The organism is Massilia sp. CFBP9012, from assembly GCF_034045115.1.
Lineage (GTDB): Bacteria > Pseudomonadota > Gammaproteobacteria > Burkholderiales > Burkholderiaceae_D > Telluria.
Map to the genome: position 1 here is coordinate 287423 of NZ_JAXCWM010000008.1, position 19172 is coordinate 306594.

Sequence of the window (19172 nt, forward strand, 5' to 3'; positions counted from 1 at the left end):
TCGCTTCCCTGTCCCACTTCAGTCTCCTTTGGCAATACCTTCGCGGCGCGGGTCGGCGCCGCCGAACCACATCTGCACCCCATGCACCCCGATCCGCTCGATGCCGTGCAGGCCCGAGGTCTGGTCGCTTACCCGGATCGCATGGCCGCGCGCGCGCAGCAGGTCTTGCGTGGCTTGCGGGAAGCGCCCGCGTTCCAGCTCGGTGGGGCCGTTGCGGCTGCCGAAATTGGGCAGCGCGATCGCCTGCTGCACGTTCAGGCCCCAGTCCAGGGTCCCGACCAGCACCTTGGCCACGTAGTTGATGATGGCCGGACCGCCCGGCGAGCCGACGGTGAGCACCAGCTTGCCGCTATCCTTCTCGAACACGATGGTGGGCGACATGGCGCTGCGCGGCCGTTTATTGGCCTCGACCCGGTTCGCCACCGGGCCGTCGGCGTCACGCGCGCTGAACGAAAAGTCGGTCAGCTGGTTGTTGAGCATGAAGCCGTCGACCATCTGGCGCGAACCGAAGGCGTCTTCGATGGTGGTCGTCATCGCCAGGCCGCGGCCCTCGGCGTCGACCACCGACAGGTGCGAGGTCGACGGCGTCTCGATCGCATTGTCCGTGCCCCAGGCGACTTCCATGCCCGGCGGCGTGCCGGCCTTCGCCTCGCCCATCGAACGGGCGCCGACCAGGCCGGCGCGCTGTTTCAGGTAGCCCTTGTCGATCAGGCTAGGGATGCCGCGCCCCGGCAGCGGCACGAAGTCGGCGTCGGCCGCATAGCGGTTGCGGTCGGCGTAGGCAAGGCGTCCCACTTCGGAGAACACGTGCACGGCGTCAAAGCCCGGCACGCCGTCTTTTGGGGCCAGCGCCTTCATGTCGAAGGTCTCGAACATGCCCAGCATCTGGGCGACGGCGATCCCGCCCGACGACGGCGGCGGCATGCCGCACACGGTGTATTGGCGATAGTCGCTGCAGACCGGCGTGCGCACCTTGGGCCGGTAGTCGGCGATGTCCCTGGCCGTCAACAGGCCGGGATTGGTCGGGTGCCGCGCGACTTTTTCCGCGATATCGCGCGCGATGCGGCCGGTATAGAACACGTCGGCGCCGCCGTCGGCTATCTCGCGCAGCGTCCTGGCCAGCGCCGGGTTCTTCAGCACATGGCCGACCGGCCAGGCCTGGCCATTCTTGTCGTAGAAGTAAGCGACGGCCACCGGATCCTTGCGCAGGTGGGTCTCGCCGGCCAGCATCTTGTGCATGCGGGGGCTGACCGCGAAGCCCTGCTCCGACAGCCGGATCGCCGGTTCGAACAGCGCCTTCCAGGGCAGCTTGCCGTGCTGGCGGTGGGCCAGTTCGAGCATGCGCAGCACGCCCGGCGCGCCCACCGAGCGGCCGCCGACCACGCCTTCGGTGCGCGACAGCGGGGTGCCGTCCGGGCGCTCGAACAGGTGCTCGTCGGCCCTGGACGGCGCGGTCTCGCGGCCGTCGAAGGCCTGGGTATCCTTGCCGTCGTAGTGGACCATGAAGGCGCCGCCGCCGATGCCCGACGATTGCGGCTCGACCAGGGTCAGCACCAGCTGGGTGGCGATCGCCGCGTCGATCGCGCTGCCGCCGCGGCGCAGGATCTGGTAGCCGGCGTCCACCGCCAGCGGATTGGCCGCGGCAACCATGTATTTCCGGGCCGGCCAGCCGGTCTTTTCCTGGAAGCCGCTGGCCGCTTCGGGCGCGGCCTGCAGTGAATCCTGGGCCAGGACGGGATGGGGAAGGACGCCGGCCAGAGCCAGGGCGAGTGCAATAGTGCTGAGTTGTTTCAAACGATTCTCCCAAAAGCAAACGGGCGCGCCGCCGCACGACAGCGGCAACGCGCCCGACATCGGGGACATGCTACCTCATGTCACGCCGGCTTGCTTTCAGGACAAGAATTTTTCTTACTTCGGCTGCATGCGGATCGCGCCGTCCAGGCGGATCGTCTCGCCGTTGAGCATCACGTTCTCGATGATGGCCTTGGCCAGGTGGGCATACTCCTTGGGCATGCCCAGGCGCGGCGGGAACGGCACCATCTTGCCCAGCGAATCGCGCACTTCCTGCGGCATATTCATCAGCATCGGGGTCTCGAAGATGCCCGGCGCAATGGTCATCACGCGGATGCCACTCCGCGCCAGGTCGCGCGCCATCGGCAGGGTCAGGCCGGCCACGGCCGCTTTCGAGGAGCCGTAGGCGGCTTGGCCCATCTGGCCATCGTAGGCCGCGACCGAGGCGGTGTTGATGATGATGCCGCGCTCGCCGTGTTCGGCTTCTTCGGTCTTGCCCATGGCCTCGGCCGCCAGGCGCGCCATATTGAAGGTGCCGACCAGGTTGATGTTGACGGCGCGCTGGAACACGTCCAGCGGGTGCGGACCGTCCTTGCCGACGGTCTTGACGGCCGGCGCCACGCCGGCGCAGTTGACCAGGCCGCGCAGGGTGCCCAGCGCCACGGCGGCGTCGACGGCGGCCTTGCCGTCCGCTTCCTGGGTGACGTCGCAGCGGACGAACTGGCCGTTGATCTCAGCCGCCAGCGCGCGGCCGGCTTCTTCTTGAACGTCGGCGATCACGACTTTCGCGCCGCCATCGAACAGCATGCGCGCGGTGGCCGCGCCCAGGCCCGAGGCGCCGCCGGTGACGATGAAGACGTTGTTCTGGATGTGCATGGTGATGTCCCTTTATATAAGTTCTGGTGCCGCTTATTAACGTTTACGTTAACGTCAACCGGCATTGTAGCGAACTTTTATGAGAAACCACCATGTCGCCGCTCAGGCTTTCAGAAGCATTGCATCGTGTTGCCGGTGCGGTTGCACAGGCGGCCTTCGCTGTTGACGCTGGCATTGCCGACCTGGCCGGCGGTGGTGGCGCCGCTGGCGTCGGTGCAGGTGGCGCCGGTGCAGGCGCTGACCGGACGCGAGGTCGGGCCGACCGGGGCAGGCGCAGCGATTGGCGTCGGCGTGATGCGTGCGCTCGGCGGCACCGCCTGGCTGTCCTGCGGACGCGGCATCGGCGACGGCTGCGGACGCACGTTCTGCGGCTCCGGGTGGGTGGCGGGATCGATGTCCTTCAGGCGCGATGGTTCCTGGCGCCCGGTCGATTTCTCAGCCTCGGTCATGGGACGCATGTCGATCGTCGGCGCCGGGGTCGAGGTCTGCTGGCCGTCGAGCGACGGCCGGTAGGTCGCGCCGGTGGCCGGCTGGCCCTGGGTGGTGCCGGTGGTCTGGGCGCCGGCGCCGATCGCAGTGGCTGCGAGCAGGACGGCAAGGATGGCGTTCGACTTGTACATGATAGACCTCTCTCCGTTTTTAATCGATCGATGACCTATTATCGTCTTGATAACCCCGCGCACGGCACGCGAGAAACAATTTCTCACATAATGCATTGAAACCAATCGATACACCCGCGCAAGTTGCCCGTGGCGCCAACGTTTCCTCCAGCGCCTGAACGAGAGCCGGAGCCGGAGCCACCTACCCTGACCTCCGTCACCAACGGCATTAACGACGGCCACCTGGCCATTGGAGGTGACGCTGAACGGCCCCGCGGCCATCGTCTCGAGCGCACCGTCGCTGCTGCAGCAGATGCTGCGCACGCTCAACTGCGCACGCACCTTCAACGGCGGCGCGCCGTTCATGGGCAATATCCAGCTGGTGGGGATGCCGACGCCTTGATGGCGCAGACGCTTTACGTCGGCCCAAAAACGTCGTTCCCGCGGAGGCGGGAACCTAAGTTTTCAAACGTCTCGATGACGCAAGCAACTTAGGTTCCCGCCTGCGCGGGAACGACGGGGTGAAGCTGACTGGATCGATTATTCGGACAGCGCCGCAAACGCGTTGTCACGCACCTGCTCGACCGGGCCGACGCCCGAGATCTTGCGGTATTTCGGCGCGCCCGGCAGGCCCGATTCAGCCCACTTGCCGTAGTAGCCCAGCAGGACTTCGGTCTGGTTATGGTAGACCTCGAGGCGCTTCGATACGGTCTCGGCCTTGTCGTCGTCGCGCTGGATCAGCGGCTCGCCGCTGACGTCGTCGACGCCTTCGACCTTCGGTGGGTTGAACTTGACGTGGTACACGCGGCCCGAGGCCGGGTGCGAGCGGCGGCCGGTCATGCGTTCGAGGATCATTTCATCGGGAACGTCGATTTCGAGCACGTAGTCGATGGTGACGCCGCTGTCCTTCATCGCCTCGGCCTGGGCGATGGTGCGCGGGAATCCGTCGAACAGATAGCCGTTGGCGCAGTCCGCATCCTTCAGGCGCTCCTTGACCAGGCCGATGATGATGTCGTCCGACACCAGTTGGCCAGCGTCCATCACCTTTTTCGCAGCCAGGCCCAGTTCAGTGCCCGCCTTGATCGCGGCGCGCAGCATGTCGCCGGTCGAGATTTGCGGGATGTTGAACTTTTCCTTGATGAAGTTTGCCTGGGTGCCCTTACCGGCACCGGGTGCTCCTAACAGAATGAGACGCATGAGTTTCCTGAGATTCTAGAAAATAATGAAAGTTTGTGGGGATTGTATAAATTATGTTTGATGCTGCCAAGACTTCCTTGACACGGAAGTTACCACAAAAGTTGGCTTTCAAGCCAGTTTTTGGGGCCCTGCGGCCAGGATTATTGATCCCGCGCAGACGCCCTCATCACTCTTCTGCGGTTACATCAAGACGGGTAATGCAGGCGTACCCGCGCCAGGTCGTCCGGCGTATCCACGCCACCGGGCGGCGCATCTTGTGTGACATGCACGGCGATCGGATAGCCGTGCCACAGCACGCGCAGCTGTTCGAGCGCCTCGATACCTTCGAGCGGCGAGACCGCCAGCTTCGGATAGGCTTGCAGGAAGGCGTTGCTGTAGGCGTAGAGGCCGACGTGGCGCAGCGGCGCGTAGCCGAGCGGCAGGGAGTCCTGGGTGGCCGCGAAGGCGTCGCGGTGCCATGGAATGGTAGCGCGCGAGAAGTACAGCGCGCGGCCCAGCTTGTCGAGCACCACCTTGACGATGTTCGGATTGAAAACCTCCGCGGCGTCCAGGATCGGATGCGCGCAGGTGGCCATCGGCGTATTGGCGTCGATGCGGGCGGCGCAGGCCGCGAGCAGCGCTGGATCGATCAGCGGCTCGTCGCCCTGCAGGTTGACCACGACTTCGTGCGCGCCCAGGCCCAGCACCTGCGCCACTTCGGCGATGCGGTCGGTGCCGGACGGGTGATCGGCGCGGGTGAGCACGGCGGAGACGCCATGCGCGGCGCAGGCGGTGGCGATGTCTTCATGGTCGGTGGCGACGATGATGCGCGTCGCGCCGGATTCACGCGCCCGTTCGGCCACGCGCACCACCATGGGCTTGCCGCCCAGGTCGGCGAGCGGCTTGTTCGGCAGGCGGGTCGACGCCAGGCGCGCCGGGATGATGACGGTAAAGCTCATTGCGAACCGTCAGGCGGGTTCGATCTTGCGCGCCTGGTCGGCCCACATGATCGGGATGCCGTCGCGGATCGGATAGGCAAGGCGGTCGGCGCGGCAGGTCAGTTCCTGCGCCTTTTTGTCGAGTTCAAGCGGTCCCTTGCACAAGGGGCAGACCAGGATATCAAGCAAGCGAGCGTCCACGACATTTCTCCACGATTTGTTCGGCCAGGCGCGCGTCGAGCTGCGCCGTGACCGGCACGACCCACAGGCGTGGATCGTTCTTCAGATGATCAATTTGCCGACATTTTACTGCATCCTTCTCGGTGATCAGGATGACATCGGCATCGACCCCGGCAAACGGGTCGTCGAGAAAGTCGTGATGGTCGGGCAAAGGCAGCTCGCCGACCGTCAGCCCGGCCGCGCGCAGCATGGCGAAGAAGCGGCCCGGATTGCCGATGCCGGCGGCGGCCACGATGCGTTTGTCACTTAACTGGGCCAGCGGCACCTGCCGGCCGCCCAGCAGCGGCTCGGTGAATTCTCCCGCCAGGTGCATGCGCCATGGCTGTCCGCCGACCGCCGCAGCCAGGCCTGGGGAAATCGCGGGCGCGTTGACGACCGTGAAGTCGCGCCGGCGCGACGGCGGCTCGCGCAAGGGACCGGCCGGCAGCAGCCAGCCATTGCCGACGCCGCGGCCGTCGAACAGGACGATCTCGACGTCGCGCGCCAGCGCGTAGTGCTGCAGGCCGTCGTCCGCGATCAGCACGTCTACCCCGGGATGCGCCTGCAGCAGCGTTCGTCCCGCTTGCACGCGGCGGCGGCCGACCACGACCGGGCACGCGGCGCGGGCCGCGATCAGCAGCGGTTCGTCGCCCACGGCGCGCGGATCGGACTGCGGGGTCACTTCCAGCGCCGCGCCCTCCTGGCCGCCATGGCCGCGCGAGATCACGCCGGGATTCAGACCGGCCGCGCGCAGGCTCTCCGCCAGCCAGATCGTCAGCGGCGTCTTGCCGGTGCCGCCGATGAAGATATTGCCGACCACGATCACCGGCACCGGCAGGCGCTCAGCGCGTTTCAGGCCGGTGCGAAACAGCAGCCGGCGCAGGCCGGCCAGCAGGCGGAACAGCAGCGCCAGCGGCAGCAGCGCCCAGGCAAGCGGCCCGCGCCGGAGCCAGGCGCGGGTCAGGGTCGATTCGAGTTGGGAAGCCATGCGGAAAGAAAAGCGGCGCGCAGCGTGCGCGCCGTATCGATTATTTGGCGGCGCCGGTCTGGGCCGCGAAGGTCAGCTTGTCATAGCCGGCCACGCGCGCCGCTTCCAGCACATTGATTACCATCTGGTGCATCGCGAACTGGTCGGCGTTGACGATCACCACAGGGCTGGCCACGACCTGACCCTCTGGCGTGCGCGCGGCGTTCTTCATGTCCTGGGCCAGGCCGGCCACACTGGTGAAGGCCACCGGCGTGTTATTGACCGTATAGTTGCCCTTGGCGTCGACCGTCACATTGATCTCGAACGGTTTTTCCGCCTGCTTCTCGGCCTCGGCCGTCGGCAAGGTGATCTGCAGTTCGGTGAACTTGCTGTAGGTGGTCGAGACCATCAGGAAGATCAGGACCACCAGCAGCACGTCGATGAACGGGATCAGGTTGATCTCCGGCTCTTCGCGCTTGCGGCCGCGGCGAAAGTCCATCATTTGCGGGCACCGTGGACGACGTCGACCAGTTTCACCGCCTGCAGTTCCATCTCGACGATATAGGTGTCGACCAGGTTGCGGAAGTGGCGGTAGAACACCAGGGCTGGCATCGCGATCGCCAGGCCGAAGCCGGTGTTGTACAGCGCCACCGAGATGCCGTGCGCGAGCTGGGCCGGATTGTTGCCGCCGGTCGGGCTCGAGGCGCCGAAGATCTCGATCATGCCGACCACCGTGCCGAACAGGCCCATCAGCGGCGCCAGCGAGGCGATGGTGCCGAGCGTGGTGAGGAAACGTTCCAGGTTCTGGGCCACGCCGCGGCCGGCCTCCTCGATCGACTCCTTCATCACGTCGCGCGGGGCGTCGACGTTGCGCAATGCCGCGGCCAGGACGGCGCCGAGAGGCGAGTTCTGCTCGAGCTTGTCCACCACGTCGGGCGTCACCTTGCCGCTGCGGTAGACGCGGATGACTTCATCGAGCAGGTTGCGGGGCAGGATCTTCTCGCGGCGCAGGGTGATCAGGCGTTCGACGATGAGGGCGACGGCAACGATCGACGCGACCAGCAGGAACCAGATAGGCCAGCCTGCGGCTTGAAAAATGGCGAGCAAGAGATACTCCTGAGAGGAAAAAGATCAATTCGGCAATGTAGCAAGTTGGCAGCGAAGCGGCAAGTAGAGTTCTTCACATCTTCTGTGGATAAAATTGTGTGCAATGACCGCGAGGTGGAACAAGTACCTTGATTTGTAAGGGCTTTCTGCGCCTGCGCAAGAAAATGGCAGTCTCATGACTTGGCTCAACCGGGCTCCGGCTTGATAAGTTGCTCACTAGCACGATGTAGTTGCGAACAAATTCTGTGGACAAAATTGTGCGCAAGGGTAGCCGGACTGAGCTAAGTAACTGATTCCAAAAGAATTAATTGTTAAGCCTAAATTGCGAGCAGTAAAAGCCGGCTGTACTTCGCCTGCGCTTGCCTCCGGTTCCACACAATTTTTGTGGACAAAAGTGTGAGCAATGAGCACTTTATGACAGTAAGCCTTTGATTTATCTCAATAAAACATCACTGCCCAAAATACTAGCATACGGCATTTTTTGCCAACAAAAAGTGCCTGGATGGCGGTTTCTGCCTCGATTGTTTGGCCGGCGAAGCAGTGGTGCACACATTATTCGCCATGTGCACAATTTTTGTGGATAAGAATGTGAGGAAGCTTGAACTTTACTGCTTAAGTGGTTGATTTGATTGAGATTAGATCGGACTGCCTCAAAAGCGGGCAGCGTCGGATGCCCCATGTCCGGTCCGCCGAAGCATGGATCGGCCGCTTTACGGCCCTGTCCTGCGCACGAAAGGTTTGCACAGATTCTGTGGACAACTTTGTGATCAAGCTCCCGGCTAGAGACTTAAGTCATTGATTCGTAACAATTCTACTTATCCTGCCCAAACGGTACGCACTCCCCCTCCAATCGGACGAGTTCCCCACAGTTTTTGTGGATAAACCGCTCTCAAACGACATTACCCAACCGATAAGCCATTGATTAACAAAGGTTTTCAATAGATTGCATTGAAAAGTAGCAACATTGCTCGATCCCGAGCCCTGGGCTGGAAAAACCACTTGCCGCTTGCCGATGGGGGATAATGTTCGCTTTCGCCATTCTCGCCAGCCCGCCATGCAAGCACCGAACGACGTCGATCCAGCCTTCACCGCCCCCGCCGTCCTAAGCGTCACAGCCCTGAACCAGCAGGTGGCGCGCCTGCTGGAGCGTTCGTTCCCGCTGGTGTGGATTGGCGGCGAGATCTCCAACTTCACCCGCGCCGCTTCCGGCCACTGGTATTTCACGCTGAAGGACGATGCGGCCCAGGTGCGCGCCGTGATGTTCCGCAGCCGCGCGCAGTCGGCCGGCTTTACCCCGCGCGAAGGCGACAAGGTCGAGGTGCGCGCGCTGGTGACCCTGTACGGCGCGCGCGGCGACTATCAGATCAACGTCGAGGCGATCCGCCGCGCCGGCGTGGGCCAGCTCTACGAAGCCTTCCTGCGCCTGAAGGACAAGCTGGCCGCGCAAGGCCTGTTCGACGCCGACCGCAAGCGCGCGCTGCCGCTGTTCGCGCGCAGCATCGGCATCGTCACCAGCCCGCAGGCCGCCGCGCTGCGCGACGTGCTGACCGCCCTGCGCCGGCGCGCCCCGCACGTGCGCATCGTGCTCTACCCTGCCCCGGTCCAGGGCCAGTTCGCCGCCGACAAGATCGCAGAAGCCATCATGACGGCCTCGCGCCGCGCCGAGGTGGACGTGCTGCTGGTCTGCCGCGGCGGCGGCTCGATCGAGGATTTGTGGAGCTTCAACGAGGAGTGCGTGGCGCGCGCCATCGACGCCTGCGCGATTCCCGTGATCTCGGGCGTCGGCCATGAAACCGACGTCACCATCGCCGACTTCGCCGCCGACGTGCGCGCGGCGACGCCGACGGCGGCCGCCGAGCTGGCCGCCACGCCACGCGCCGACTGGCTCGCCTCGCTCGAAGGCGACGCCCTCGATCTGCAACGCGCCATGGAGCGCCGCCTGCACGACGCCGGTCAGGGCCTCGACAACCTGAACCGCCGCTTGTTGAGCCCCTCGGCCCAGATCGGCCACCAGCGCCTCAAACTGCTGTCGCTGGCCACGGCGATGACCCACGCGGTCAAGCTGCCGGTGAACCGTCACAGCCTGGCGCTGGCCCAGCTGCAGCAGCGCTGGTCGCGCCACCGTCCCGACATGCGCGCCCTGCGCGCCCGCCTGGCGTCGGACAGCCGCCACCTGAACGCGAGCCTGTGCAGCCAGCTCAGGGCGCGGCGCGAAGCGCTCAATGCCCTGGCCGCCCAGCTGGAGCTGCTCAACCCGCAGCGCACCCTGGAGCGCGGCTATGCCATCGTGCGCGACGGCAAGGGCCAGATCGTGCGCGATCCAGCCCAGATCCACGCGCGCGACACGCTGACGGTGCGACTGGCCAATGGCAGCGCCGAGGTCGGCGTGGCGCAGGTGCAGAGCGTGCTGGAGTGAATCCGGATCGGTTGCCGGGGCTGCAAAAAATGCAAGCCTGCAACGTTGCTCTATATTGCGTAGAATAACGGCGCTATAAGAACAGCAACCTTTCCCAACCACTAAGGAACGCACACATGGAACACACCCTGCCGCCACTGCCGTATGCCAAGGACGCCCTGCAACCGCACATCTCGGCCGAGACCCTGGAATACCACCACGGCAAGCACCACCAGACCTATGTGACCAACCTGAACAACATCATCAAGGGCACCGAGTTCGAAAACCTGTCCCTGGAAGAGATCATCAAGAAGTCGACCGGCGGCGTGTTCAACAACGCGGCCCAGATCTGGAACCACACCTTCTTCTGGAACTGCCTGAGCCCGAACGGCGGCGGCGCACCGACCGGCAAGGCGCTGGACGCGATCAATGCCAAATGGGGTTCGTTCGACAAGTTCAAGGAAGAGTTCAACAAGTCGGCACTGGGCAACTTCGGCTCGGGCTGGACCTGGCTGGTGCAAAAGGCCGACGGCAGCGTCGACATCGTCAACACCACTGGCGCCGGCACCCCGCTGACCACCACCGACGTGCCGCTCTTGACCGCCGACGTCTGGGAACACGCTTACTACATCGACTACCGCAATGCGCGCGCCAAGTTCCTGGAAGCGTTCTGGAACGTCGCCAACTGGGAATTCGTGAACAAGAATTTCGTCTGAATGCGCTGACGGTCATGCCGGCGACGGCATGATGCATCGACGACCAGGGCCCGCTCGCGCGGGCCTTTTTTTCACCGGCGCCGGAATCTAGTCGCCGCCACCGCCACCGCCGCAACCACTCCCGCCGCCACCATCGCCGCAACCGTCGCTGTCGCCACCGGAATCGACGATGGCAATGCCGCCGTCGCCGGTTTGTGCCTCCGGCCCCGGTTTCTTCAACAGCGCCAGGTAAGTCATTTCGCTGACCAGGCCCGCACCGAACAGCGCCGGCAGCGCGAGATCGGGGTGCACGTGCGCCGGCCCCGGCTTGCTTCCTGCCGCATCGAGGCGCCGGTAAACGATGTCGCCACGCTCGATCCAGTAACCGTGGCCGTTCGGCATATGCAGGCGGGCGTCGAGAGCGAAGAGCGGCGGCAGGCCGGGGCCGTGGGAAGGCCGCCCTTCCAGCGCGCGGCAGCCGACGAGTGTCTGCGCCAGGGCTGTGCGATCAAGGGCGGACTGCGGCAGGTGCGCGATCGCGGCGCCAAAGTGGCGCCGACAAAAGCGCGCGAGATCGTCGGCGTCCCAGCGCATCCACGCATGCCAGACCGAGTCCGCGGCCAGCGACGGCAGTGCGCAGGGCCTGCCGCGCCGTGTGGATGCGTCGAAGAATTCCATCAGTCCGGTAGCGGCCCGATGAAAGAACAGACGGTCGGCGGGCATTCCCGGAAACTCTTCGGGCCCGACACGCTGCCAGTAGGCATGCAAGGCCGGCGCAAGCTGCACCAGTTGTTCACGATAGCGTGACCGCCGCAGCTCGCGGCGCACGCGCCAGTCATCGATCCAGTTCATATGCCCGCATGCTCTCATTTGACATGGATCGCATCATACCGCGCCCGCTTTTACTACTGGAACAGGAAGTGCAGATCGAGCCGCTCGCCGCTCAGCGCGCCATCGTAGCCAGGCAACCCCGACAGCACCTCCCGAAAAGCGCCGCCCGCCATCGCCGCCTGCGCCGACGTCAGCAGCGGCGTGTCCAGTGCGCTGGCGTGGCAGGCAAGGAAATACCGTTCGCGAATCACCGGGATGAAATCGAGATCGAAACGCCGCGCCGCCGTCTCGACGCCGAAGCCCACGTCGGCCATGTCGCTGGCGACGTAGGCCGCCACCGCCGCGTGCGTGAATTCGGCGGTGCCGGAGCGGTTGATCACGGCGGCATCAACGCCACGGTCGGCCAGCAGCAGTTCGAGCAGCACCCGCGTGCCGGACCCCTTCTGGCGGTTGACGAAGCGCAGATCGTGGCGCGCCAGGTCGGCCAGGCCGGTGACTCCTTTCGGATTGCCCTTGGCGACGAAGATCCCCTGCATGCGATACGCCAGGTGCAGCAGCGCGTGGCGCTCGGGATCGAGCCAGGGCCGGTACTTGGCGGCCGCCGCCCCCTCCAGCTCTCCCACCGGCAAATGAAAGCCCGCCAGGTCGCACTCGCCGCGCGCCAGCGCCGCCACCGCGTCGCTGCTGCCCCGATAATTGATGTCGACCGTGACGCCATGCTCGTTCAGCTGCGTCACCAGGGCCGCCACCGCGAACCCGTGCGAGGCGGTCAGGCGCAGGACTTGCGCATCGCCGACCAGTACCCGCGCCAGTTCCTGCTGCAGTTCCGAGGCGAGACTATCGAGCGTGGGGGTCAGGCGGGCATTGATGCGGCGGTCGGCCCACATTAGTTTTTCGGCGAGCGGCGACAGCACCGTGCCCTTCCCGCGCACCTTGTGAACCAGCTCCACGCCGAATTGTGCCGAGAACTGCTGCAGCATTCCCCAGGCATGGCGGTAGGACATGCCGCGCGCCGTGGCGGCCTTACTGATCGAACCCAGTTCGCTCACCGCCAGCAGCAGCCCGAGCAGCGCCGGCAGCGCGGTCGGCTCCCCGGAGGCATCGCGCACGATCCAGTCCGGCCGTATCTCCACTCTGATCATATGCAAAATCCTTCATATTGAACACCGGTGAATCGGGTGCTACTCTGGCCTGAGCAGTCAATAAAAGCCGTTATATATGTTCCGATAAACATATGCAAGGCAGAGATGGAGACACCATGAAACAAGACAGCACCGAAACGCGCCGCGTCATCGGCGACATCCTCGCACTTCATGCGCACGAAGGCCACCTCGGCCAGGACTTGCTGCTGCCGGTGCTGCACGCGATCCAGGACCGGCTCGGCTTCATCCCGCCCGATGCGGTCGAGGGGCTCGCGCAAAGCTTCAACCTGTCGCGCGCCGAGGTCCATGGCGTGATCACCTTCTACCACTACTACAAGACCACGCCGCCGGCGCGCTGCACGGTGCAGGTCTGCCGCGCCGAGGCCTGCCAGAGCATGGGGGGCGACGCCCTGCTGTCGCACGTCCAGCAGGCGCTCGGTTGCGACCTGCACGCGCACACCGCCGACGGCGGCTTCGCCCTGGAACCCGTGTACTGCCTCGGCCAATGCGCCACCGCGCCGGCCATCATGATCAACGACGCCGTCCACGCCCGGGTGACGCCGCAGCGTTTCGACAGGCTGGTGGCGAAGCTGTCCCCCAAAGCCGAGGAGGTCGCATGAGCGTGCGCATCTATGTACCCGCCGATTCGGCTGCGCTGGCCCTTGGCGCCGACGACGTCGCCAGCGCGATTCGTAGCGAGGCCGCGCGGCGCGGCATCGCCATCGACCTGGTGCGCAACGGCACGCGCGGCCTGTTGTACCTCGAACCGCTGGTCGAAGTCGAGACGCCAGCCGGCCGCATCGGCTTCGGCACCGTCGATGAAAGCGACGTCGCCGCCCTGTTCGATGCCGGCTTCCACGACGGCCAATCCAGGCACCGCCTGGCGCTCGGCCTCGTCGAGGAAATTCCCTACCTGGCCCGGCAGACCCGCCTGACCTTCGCCCGCTGCGGCATCACCGATCCGCTCTCCCTGGCCGACTACGAGGCCCACGGCGGCTACCGCGGCCTGCGCCAGGCCGTGACGATGACGGGCGCCGACATCGTCGCCGCGGTTACCGCCTCGGGCCTGCGCGGACGCGGCGGCGCCGCCTTCCCCACCGGGATCAAGTGGAACACGGTGCTGCGCGCACCCGCCTACCAAAAATACATCGTCTGCAATGCCGACGAAGGTGACTCCGGCACCTTCGCCGACCGCATCGTCATGGAAAGCGATCCTTTCGTCCTGATCGAGGGCATGACGATCGCCGGCCTCGCGGTCGGCGCCACCCGCGGTTTCATCTATGTGCGCAGCGAGTATCCGCATGCGATCGCCGCGCTCAATCATGCGATCCAGACGGCCACGCGCGCGGGCCTGCTCGGAGCGAACGTCGCCGGCAGCGGCCGCGCCTTCGAGCTGGAGGTACGCAAGGGCGCCGGCGCCTATATCTGCGGCGAAGAAACCGCCCTGCTCGAGAGCATCGAGGGCAAGCGCGGCGTGGTGCGCGCCAAGCCACCGCTTCCCGCGCTGGCCGGCCTGTTCGGCCAGCCGACCGTCATCAACAATGTGCTGTCGCTGGCCTCGGTGCCGATTATCCTCGACAAGGGCGCCCAGTTCTACCAGGACTTCGGGATGGGCCGCTCGCGCGGCACCTTGCCGGTGCAACTGGCCGGCAATATCAAGAACGGCGGCCTGATCGAACTGGCGTTCGGCGTCACGCTGCGCGAGATCATGTATGACTACGGCGGCGGCAGCGCCAGCGGCCGTCCGATCAAGGCGGTGCAGGTGGGCGGTCCGCTGGGCGCCTATCTGCCGGCCTCGCAGTGGGACACCCCGCTCGACTACGAGGCCTTCGCCGCCTTGTGGGCGGTGCTGGGCCATGGCGGCATCGTGGTGCACGACGACAGCGCCGACATGGCGAAGCTGGCGCGCTACGCAATGGAGTTCTGCGCCGTCGAATCGTGCGGCAAATGCACGCCCTGCCGCATCGGTTCCACCCGCGGCGTCGAGGTGATCGACAAGATCCGCGCCGGCACCGAGCGCCCGCAGCAGGTGATCCTGCTGCGCAGCCTGTGCGACACGATGCTCAACGGTTCGCTGTGCGCGATGGGCGGCATGACGCCCTATCCGGTGCTGTCGGCGCTGAACCACTTCCCGCAAGACTTCGGCCAGGTGGCCGGCGACGAACTGGCCGCCTGAGTGGCGGCCCAGGAGACAAGGCAATGATCGAAACCATCCTCACCCGCGATTTCGGCACGCCGGCGAAAGAAATCCACCTCGCCACCGAGATGATCACCCTCACCATCGACGGCGTCCAGGTCACCGTCCCGGCCGGCACCTCGCTGATGCGCGCGGCGGCCGAGAACAGCATCAACATCCCCAAGCTGTGCGCCACCGACAGCCTGGAGCCGTTCGGCTCCTGCCGCCTGTGCCTGGTCGAGATCGAAGGCCGCCGCGGTTATCCCGCGTCTTGCACCACGCCGGCCGAAGCGGGCATGGTGGTGCGCACCCAGACGCCCAAGCTGCAGGAAGTGCGCAAGGGCGTGATGGAGCTGTATATCTCCGACCACCCGCTCGACTGCCTCACCTGCCCGGCCAACGGCAACTGCGAGCTGCAGGACATGGCCGGCGTCACCGGCCTGCGTGAAGTGCGCTACGGCTACGAGGGCGCCAACCACCTGAAGCTCAAGAAGGACGAGAGCAATCCCTATTTCACCTTCGATTCGTCGAAATGCATCGTGTGCAACCGCTGCGTGCGCGCCTGCGAAGAGACGCAAGGCACCTTCGCGCTGACGATCTCCGGACGCGGGTTCGATTCCCGCGTCGCCGCCGGCCAGAGCGAAGCGTTCATGGAATCCGAATGCGTGTCGTGCGGCGCCTGCGTCGAAGCCTGCCCCACCGCCACCCTCACCGAAAAATCGGTCATCTGGCTCGGCCAGGCCGAACACAGCATCACCACCACCTGCGCCTATTGCGGCGTCGGTTGCTCGCTCAAGGCCGAGATGAAGGGCAATGAGGTGGTGCGCATGGTGCCGGCCAGGGACGGCAAGGCCAACGAAGGCCATGCCTGCGTCAAGGGCCGCTTCGCCTGGGGCTACGCCACCCACAAGGACCGCATCCTCAAACCCATGATCCGCGCCAAGATCACCGATCCGTGGAAGGAAGTGTCGTGGGATGAAGCCCTCGACTACGCGGCATCGGAGTTCAAGCGCATCCAGGCCAAGCACGGCCGGGATTCGATCGGCGGCATCGTCTCGTCGCGTTGCACCAACGAAGAAGGTTATCTGGTGCAGAAGCTGGTGCGCGCCGCCTTCGGCAACAACAACGTCGACACTTGCGCCCGCGTGTGCCACTCCCCGACCGGCTACGGCCTCAAGACGACGCTCGGCGAATCGGCCGGCACCCAGACCTTCAAGTCGGTCGAGAAGGCCGATGTGATCCTGGTCATCGGCGCCAACCCGACCGACGGCCATCCGGTGTTCGCCTCGCGCATGAAGAAGCGCCTGCGCCAGGGCGCGCGGCTGATCGTCATCGATCCGCGCCGCATCGACCTGGTCAAGTCGCCGCACATCCGCGCCGACCACCACCTGCAGCTGCGGCCCGGCACCAACGTCGCGATGATCAGCGCGCTGGCCCACGTGATCGTCACCGAAGGCCTGATGGCCAACGATTTCATCACCGAGCGCTGCGACCTGCGCGCCTTCGCCCAGTGGCGCGCCTTCGTCGCCCAGCCGGAAAACTCGCCGGAAGCGATGGAAGCGATCACCGGCGTGCCGGCGCAGCAGGTGCGCGATGCCGCCCGCCTGTATGCGCTGGGCGGCAATGGCGCGATCTTCTATGGCCTGGGCGTGACCGAACACGCGCAGGGGTCGACCGCCGTCATGGGCATCGCCAACCTGGCCATGGTCACCGGTAACGTCGGCCGCGCCGGGGTGGGCGTCAATCCGCTGCGCGGACAGAACAATGTGCAGGGCTCTTGCGATATCGGCTCCTTCCCGCACGAGCTGCCGGGCTACCGCCACGTCTCGGACACCACCGTGCGCACCCTGTTCGAACAGGCCTGGGGCGTGCCGCTGCAGGCCGAACCGGGCCTGCGCATTCCGAACATGTTCGAGGCGGCGCTCGACGGCAGCTTCATGGGCCTGTATTGCCAGGGCGAGGACATCGTCCAGTCCGATCCGAACACCCAGCACGTCACCTCGGCGCTGGAGGCCATGGAATGCATCGTGGTGCAGGATATCTTCCTGAACGAGACGGCCAAGTATGCCCACGTGCTGCTGCCGGGTTCCTCGTTCCTGGAAAAGGACGGCACGTTCACCAATGCCGAGCGCCGCATCTCGCGCGTGCGCAAGGTCATGCCGCCACGGGCCGGCTATGCCGACTGGGAAGTCACCGTCGCGCTGTCGAACCGGCTGGGCTATCCGATGAACTATCGCCACCCGTCCGAGATCATGGACGAGATCGCGCGCCTGACGCCGACCTTCAGCGGCGTGAGCTACCGCCGCCTCGATGAACTGGGCAGCATCCAGTGGCCATGCAACGACGAGGCGCCGGAAGGCACGCCGACCATGCACGTCGACGGCTTCGTGCGCGGCAAGGGCCGCTTCATCATCACCCAGTACGTCGCCACCGACGAGAAGGTGACGCGCAAGTATCCGCTGATCCTGACCACCGGCCGCATCCTGTCGCAGTACAACGTCGGCGCGCAGACGCGCCGCACCGAGAACGTGCGCTGGCATGCCGAAGACCGGCTCGAGATCCACCCGCACGATGCCCAGGAGCGCGGCATCGAGGAGGGCCAGTGGGTCGGCATCCACAGCCGCGCGGGCGAGACCGTGCTGCGGGCGATGATCACCGAGCGCATGCAGCCAGGCGTGGTGTACACCACCTTCCACTTCCCGGAATCGGGCGCCAACGTCATCACGACCGAGAACTCCGACTGGGCCACCAACTGCCCCGAATACAAGGTGACGGCGGTGCAGGTGATGCCGGTCCAGCAGCAGTCGGACTGGCAGCTGGAATATGCCCGCTTCAACCAGATGCAGCTGGGCCTGGCGGAGCCGGTCGCATGATGGCCGCGCTCGACATGGATGCGCACGCCAAGGTGCAAGGGCCCGTCCAGCACTTTCCGAGCGCCTGCATGACCGTGACGCGCACGCACGGCGGTCAATTGCGCAGCACACAGGACGAACTGGCCGAGGAAGTGCCGGTTGCGCTCGAGTACAACGGCGTCTCGCACGCGGTGATGCTGGCGACGCCCGCCGACCTGGAGGAGTTTGCGCTCGGCTTTTCGCTGAGCGAAGGCATCGTCGCCTCGCCTGCCGAATTCTATGGCGTGGAGATCGAACACGCTGCAAACGGCATCACCGCCCACATCGACCTCGCCGCCGGCGCCTTCATGCGTCTCAAGGAGCGGCGGCGCAGCCTGGCGGGCCGTACCGGCTGCGGCCTGTGCGGCGTCGACAGCCTGGCCCAGGTGGTGCGGCCCCTGCCCTGGCTGGCGCCGACGCGGGCGCTGTCCGGCCCGGCGATCCGGCGCGCCCTGGCCGAGGCCCGGGCCCAGCAGCCGCTCAATCGCATTACCGGCGCCACCCATGCGGCCATATGGTGCGGCCGCGACGGCAGGCCGCGCGCTGCATTCGAGGATGTCGGCCGCCACAACGCGCTCGACAAGCTGATCGGCGGCCTGCATCTGGCCGGGGCCGACCCGGCCGACGGTTTTTGCCTGCTCACCAGCCGCGCCAGCGTCGAGATGGTGCAGAAAGCCGCCACCGTCGGCATCGCTGCCATGGTCGCCATCTCGGCCCCTACCGCCCTCGCCGTCCGTACCGCACTCGGTTGCGGCCTGACGCTGGTTGCCTTCGCGCGTGGCGACGACTTCGTCGCCTATGCCCACGGCGCCAACATCGCAATGGAGTCCGCATGAACATCGACAACCTGGTCACGATGGCCAACCAGATCGGCACCTTCTTCGAGTCCTACCCGGATCCCCAGGAAGGCCGCACCGAGATCGCCAACCATCTGCAGCGCTTCTGGGCGCCGCGCATGCGCAGCCGGCTGTTTTCGCATCTCGACGAAACCGAGGGCGAAGGACTCAAGCCGATGGTGATCGAGGCATTGCTGGAGCACCGGCGCGACCATATGCCGCCTCCGCCGCCGGGTGGTGATGCGGGTTAATCACCAGGTCATTCCGCAAGCCTGAACACGCCAGTCCCGCAAGCCTGAACACGCCAGTCCCGCTGCCAGAACACGCCAGTCCCGCTGTCAGAACACGCCAGTCCCGCGACCTGAGCACGTCATTCCCGCGCAGGCGGGAATCCAGGTACGTTGCGCAGCCACTGCGTTAAACCGTAGTGGCAACGCTTAAGACTTGGATTCCCGCCTGCGCGCACTGGTGTCCGGAATAATTTTGGGCGCTTGAAAAAGGCCGCTGTATAGGAAAAATCACGTCGTTCCCGC

General features: G+C 65.6%; 19 protein-coding genes. 8 read left to right on the top strand and 11 right to left on the bottom strand.

Annotated elements, in window-relative coordinates:
• Positions 1 to 18: 18 nt before the first annotated feature.
• The 3 genes from ggt to SOM61_RS15580 all read right to left on the bottom strand — a co-directional run bounded on the left by ggt (position 19) and on the right by SOM61_RS15580 (position 3287).
• Entirely contained in the window at positions 19 to 1854 is a 1836-nt protein-coding gene (gene ggt / locus SOM61_RS15570; protein ID WP_414675007.1) for a gamma-glutamyltransferase, read from the bottom strand.
• Positions 1855 to 1908: 54 nt separating this feature from the next.
• Entirely contained in the window at positions 1909 to 2667 is a 759-nt protein-coding gene (locus SOM61_RS15575; RefSeq protein WP_320474927.1) for a 3-hydroxyacyl-CoA dehydrogenase, read from the bottom strand.
• Between the two features lie 110 nt (positions 2668 to 2777).
• Positions 2778 to 3287: a hypothetical protein gene (locus tag SOM61_RS15580; RefSeq protein WP_320474928.1), complete on the bottom strand. Its 510-nt coding sequence runs from the start codon at positions 3285 to 3287 to the stop codon at positions 2778 to 2780.
• A gap of 235 nt (positions 3288 to 3522) precedes the next feature.
• Between SOM61_RS15580 and SOM61_RS15585 the strand changes: the two genes are divergently transcribed.
• The gene (locus SOM61_RS15585; RefSeq protein ID WP_320474929.1) at positions 3523 to 3669 is read left to right on the top strand and encodes a hypothetical protein; all 147 of its coding nucleotides are present in this window, start codon (positions 3523 to 3525) and stop codon (positions 3667 to 3669) included.
• Positions 3670 to 3806: 137 nt separating this feature from the next.
• Here SOM61_RS15585 and adk read toward each other — a convergent pair whose 3' ends face one another.
• The 6 genes from adk to SOM61_RS15615 form a co-directional block, all read right to left on the bottom strand.
• Positions 3807 to 4463, bottom strand: a complete 657-nt coding sequence (adk, locus tag SOM61_RS15590) for an adenylate kinase (RefSeq protein ID WP_005669115.1) — start codon at positions 4461 to 4463, stop codon at positions 3807 to 3809.
• Between the two features lie 185 nt (positions 4464 to 4648).
• On the bottom strand, positions 4649 to 5401 hold the full coding sequence (kdsB, locus tag SOM61_RS15595) for a 3-deoxy-manno-octulosonate cytidylyltransferase (protein ID WP_320474930.1): 753 nt from the start codon (positions 5399 to 5401) through the stop codon (positions 4649 to 4651).
• Positions 5402 to 5410: 9 nt separating this feature from the next.
• Positions 5411 to 5581: a Trm112 family protein gene (locus tag SOM61_RS15600; protein WP_005669111.1), complete on the bottom strand. Its 171-nt coding sequence runs from the start codon at positions 5579 to 5581 to the stop codon at positions 5411 to 5413.
• On the bottom strand, positions 5562 to 6587 hold the full coding sequence (lpxK, locus tag SOM61_RS15605; RefSeq protein WP_320474931.1) for a tetraacyldisaccharide 4'-kinase: 1026 nt from the start codon (positions 6585 to 6587) through the stop codon (positions 5562 to 5564). The genes SOM61_RS15600 and lpxK overlap by 20 nt, the downstream gene beginning before the upstream one ends.
• A gap of 40 nt (positions 6588 to 6627) precedes the next feature.
• Entirely contained in the window at positions 6628 to 7065 is a 438-nt protein-coding gene (locus SOM61_RS15610) for an ExbD/TolR family protein (RefSeq protein ID WP_320474990.1), read from the bottom strand.
• Positions 7065 to 7673: a MotA/TolQ/ExbB proton channel family protein gene (locus tag SOM61_RS15615; protein WP_147933851.1), complete on the bottom strand. Its 609-nt coding sequence runs from the start codon at positions 7671 to 7673 to the stop codon at positions 7065 to 7067. The genes SOM61_RS15610 and SOM61_RS15615 overlap by 1 nt, the downstream gene beginning before the upstream one ends.
• Positions 7674 to 8727: 1054 nt before the next feature.
• Here SOM61_RS15615 and xseA point away from each other — a divergent pair.
• Together xseA and SOM61_RS15625 are read left to right on the top strand one after the other, a co-directional pair.
• Positions 8728 to 10089: an exodeoxyribonuclease VII large subunit gene (xseA, locus tag SOM61_RS15620; RefSeq protein WP_320474932.1), complete on the top strand. Its 1362-nt coding sequence runs from the start codon at positions 8728 to 8730 to the stop codon at positions 10087 to 10089.
• A 116-nt stretch (positions 10090 to 10205) separates the two neighbouring features.
• Positions 10206 to 10784 carry a superoxide dismutase gene (locus tag SOM61_RS15625; RefSeq protein ID WP_320474933.1) on the top strand — a complete coding sequence of 193 codons (579 nt, stop codon included), beginning with the start codon at positions 10206 to 10208 and terminating at the stop codon, positions 10782 to 10784.
• A gap of 87 nt (positions 10785 to 10871) precedes the next feature.
• Here SOM61_RS15625 and SOM61_RS15630 read toward each other — a convergent pair whose 3' ends face one another.
• Both SOM61_RS15630 and SOM61_RS15635 read right to left on the bottom strand, forming a co-directional pair.
• Entirely contained in the window at positions 10872 to 11615 is a 744-nt protein-coding gene (locus SOM61_RS15630) for a hypothetical protein (RefSeq protein ID WP_320474934.1), read from the bottom strand.
• Between the two features lie 53 nt (positions 11616 to 11668).
• Positions 11669 to 12736: a substrate-binding domain-containing protein gene (locus SOM61_RS15635; protein ID WP_320474935.1), complete on the bottom strand. Its 1068-nt coding sequence runs from the start codon at positions 12734 to 12736 to the stop codon at positions 11669 to 11671.
• Positions 12737 to 12852: 116 nt separating this feature from the next.
• Between SOM61_RS15635 and SOM61_RS15640 the strand changes: the two genes are divergently transcribed.
• The 5 genes from SOM61_RS15640 to SOM61_RS15660 are packed head-to-tail and all read left to right on the top strand — an operon-like array spanning position 12853 to position 18890.
• Entirely contained in the window at positions 12853 to 13356 is a 504-nt protein-coding gene (locus SOM61_RS15640; RefSeq protein WP_320474936.1) for a formate dehydrogenase subunit gamma, read from the top strand.
• Positions 13353 to 14912 carry a formate dehydrogenase beta subunit gene (locus SOM61_RS15645; RefSeq protein ID WP_320474937.1) on the top strand — a complete coding sequence of 520 codons (1560 nt, stop codon included), beginning with the start codon at positions 13353 to 13355 and terminating at the stop codon, positions 14910 to 14912. The genes SOM61_RS15640 and SOM61_RS15645 overlap by 4 nt, the downstream gene beginning before the upstream one ends.
• Before the next feature lie 23 nt (positions 14913 to 14935).
• Positions 14936 to 17785: a formate dehydrogenase subunit alpha gene (gene fdhF / locus SOM61_RS15650; RefSeq protein WP_320474938.1), complete on the top strand. Its 2850-nt coding sequence runs from the start codon at positions 14936 to 14938 to the stop codon at positions 17783 to 17785.
• Positions 17782 to 18639: a formate dehydrogenase accessory sulfurtransferase FdhD gene (gene fdhD, locus SOM61_RS15655; protein WP_414675001.1), complete on the top strand. Its 858-nt coding sequence runs from the start codon at positions 17782 to 17784 to the stop codon at positions 18637 to 18639. Before fdhF ends, fdhD begins: the two co-directional genes overlap by 4 nt.
• Entirely contained in the window at positions 18636 to 18890 is a 255-nt protein-coding gene (locus SOM61_RS15660; protein WP_147933859.1) for a formate dehydrogenase subunit delta, read from the top strand. Before fdhD ends, SOM61_RS15660 begins: the two co-directional genes overlap by 4 nt.
• Positions 18891 to 19172: the final 282 nt, after the last annotated feature.